The following is a 656-nucleotide window of genomic DNA, read 5'->3' as shown; positions in this document are numbered from 1 at the left end:
CTGCGCGGCATCGCCATAGAAAGATTTCATCAGGCTAACGAAGAACTTCGGATAGTTGCTCCAGTAGTTCACCTGATCAGCCAGCGTCGCTTTCGGCGTGTTCGCTTCCAGATACGACTGCAAATCAACCTGTTTTTCTGACGGCAGCGTCAGATAACCTGGCAGGCTGGTAGAGAGCAGGCCTAAGTCAGTCAAGCCCTGAATGTTGGAGTGACCACGCAATGCGTTCACGCCGCCACCGGCCATACCCATGTTACCGAGCAGCAACTGGATCATCGCCATAGTACGGATGTTCTGCGCACCCACAGTGTGCTGCGTCCAGCCCAGCGCGTACAGGAAGGTGGTTGTGCGATCCGGTGCGCTGGTGGAGGCCAGCACTTCACACACTTTCAGGAAGTCGGCTTTTGGCGTACCGCAGATGTTTTCAACGACGTCCGGCGTGTAGCGGGAAACGTGCTCTTTCAGCAGGTTCCACACACAGCGCGGCTGTTGAAGCAGAAGACCGCGTAACCATCGACTTCACCGGTTCTGTAGACGGCGAAGAGTTCGAAGGCGGTAAAGCGTCTGATTTCGTACTGGCGATGGGCCAGGGTCGTATGATCCCGGGCTTTGAAGACGGTATCAAAGGCCACAAAGCTGGCGAAGAGTTCACCATC

General features: G+C 55.8%; 1 protein-coding gene and 1 pseudogene. One reads left to right on the top strand and one right to left on the bottom strand.

Annotated elements, in window-relative coordinates:
* Nucleotides 1–495 (bottom strand): annotated as a pseudogene (locus AC0L3J_RS37255) (formate dehydrogenase-N subunit alpha); the annotation flags it as partial.
* Here AC0L3J_RS37255 and AC0L3J_RS37250 point away from each other — a divergent pair.
* On the top strand, nucleotides 405–656 hold a 252-nt coding region (locus tag AC0L3J_RS37250; RefSeq protein WP_473350413.1), incomplete at its 3' end, for an FKBP-type peptidyl-prolyl cis-trans isomerase. The pseudogene AC0L3J_RS37255 and the gene AC0L3J_RS37250 sit on opposite strands and share 91 nt — an antisense overlap.

The organism is Bradyrhizobium sp. Kon37, assembly GCF_055807535.1.
The sequence above is the reverse complement of the archived record's forward strand: the minus strand, read 5'-3'. Positions and strand labels throughout refer to the sequence as shown.